This is a genomic window from Curtobacterium sp. B8, assembly GCF_000333315.1.
Taxonomy (GTDB): Bacteria; Actinomycetota; Actinomycetes; order Actinomycetales; family Microbacteriaceae; genus Curtobacterium; species Curtobacterium luteum.
The window spans coordinates 1-1,465 of the sequence record NZ_BACW01000276.1 but is presented as its reverse complement, the minus strand read 5'-3'; the positions used below and the strand labels follow the sequence as shown (position 1 = coordinate 1,465).

General features: G+C 68.1%; 2 protein-coding genes and 1 other RNA gene. All 3 read left to right on the top strand.

Annotation, left to right across the window (positions count from 1 at the left end):
- Positions 1–246: M24 family metallopeptidase (locus I59_RS06750; RefSeq protein WP_031273187.1), on the top strand; the 246-nt coding region annotated here is incomplete at its 5' end.
- A gap of 22 nt (positions 247–268) precedes the next feature.
- The gene (ppgK, locus tag I59_RS06745) at positions 269–1,027 is read left to right on the top strand and encodes a polyphosphate--glucose phosphotransferase (protein ID WP_022903217.1); all 759 of its coding nucleotides are present in this window, start codon (positions 269–271) and stop codon (positions 1,025–1,027) included.
- Positions 1,028–1,125: 98 nt separating this feature from the next.
- An RNA gene (gene rnpB / locus I59_RS20740) (RNase P RNA component class A) lies at positions 1,126–1,465 on the top strand; the annotation flags it as partial.

Below are 1,465 nucleotides of genomic sequence, written 5' to 3'. Positions count from 1 at the left end.
CACGGCGTCGGACGGACGTTCCACTCCGGGGTGATCATCCCCCAATACGACGCGCCCCACTACGACACGGTCATCGAGGAGGGGATGGTGTTCACGATCGAGCCGATGCTGACCCTCGGCGGCATCGAGGCGGACATCTGGTCGGACGACTGGACCGTCTCCACCCGCGACAAGTCGTGGACCGCACAGTTCGAGCACACCCTCGTCGTCACCGAGCGCGGCGCCGAACTCCTGACCGTCTCCTGACCCCTCAACCGAAAGGCTCCTCATGACCTCCCTCGCAGTCGGCGTCGACATCGGCGGTACGGGCATCAAGGGCGCGATCGTCGACGTCGCCTCGGGCGAACTCACGACCGACCGGATCAAGAAGGCCACGCCCGAGGGCGGCAAGCCCCACGACATCGTCGCGGTGGCGAAGTCGATCGTCGAGGAGCTCGCCCCGGCCGCGGACGTCCCGGTGGGCGTGTGCTTCCCGGCGATCGTCCGCGACGGCAAGACCATGTCCGCCGCGAACGTGTCGAAGAAGTGGATCGGGTTCGAGGCGGAGGCGCTCTTCGAGAAGGAACTCGGCCGCTCGATCCACTTCGTCAACGACGCCGACGCCGCCGGGTTCGCGGAGCAGCAGTTCGGGGCGGCGAAGGGCAAGGACGGCCTCGTCGTCGTCACGACCCTGGGCACCGGGATCGGCACGGCGCTCATCAACGACGGTGTGCTCATCGTCAACTCGGAGCTCGGGCACCTCGAGATCGACGGGCACGACGCGGAGACGAAGGCCTCGTTCGCCGCCAAGGAGCGCGACGACCTGTCGTGGAAGCACTGGGCGAAGCGGCTGCAGAAGTACTACTCGACGCTCGAGGCGTTGCTCTCCCCGGAGCTCTTCGTCGTGGGCGGCGGCGTGTCGAAGCACCACGAGGAGTTCCTGCCGCTGCTCGACCTCCAGGCGCCGATCATCCCGGCGACGCTGCGGAACAACGCGGGCATCATCGGGGCGGCGACGCTCGCCGCGCAGTCGAAGCCGCAGGCGTAGGCGTAGGCGCAGGCGCGCGGAGTTGCTCGGACCGGGAGAGTCCGGTCGCCGTCGTGGACGCTGCACGGACGCGTCACCGCTAGACTCGTCCGTGCGAATGGGTCGGTGAGACGGTCGCGTCACTCCTCCGGGAGTGCCGAGGAACGTCCGGGCTCCACAGAGCAGGGCGGTGGGTAACACCCACCCGGAGCAATCCGCGAGACAGTGCCACAGAAAGCAGACCGCCGGCGGCGACGTCGGTAAGGGTGAAACGGTGGTGTAAGAGACCACCAGGGGTCCGGGTGACCGGATCCGCTCGGTAAACCTCGCCCGGAGCAAGGTCAGACAGAGGACGTCGAGGCTGCTCGCCGAGTCCTCGGGTAGACCGCTGGAGGCCGACGGCAACGTCGGTCCGAGAGAGATGGCCGTCACCGCGAGAGCGGGACAGAACCGGGCGTA

Bases quoted from the DNA above. Each gene is read 5' to 3' on its own strand.
- ppgK (WP_022903217.1), top strand. From the start codon at position 269: ATGACCTCCCTCGCAGTCGGCGTCGACATCGGCGGTACGGGCATCAAG.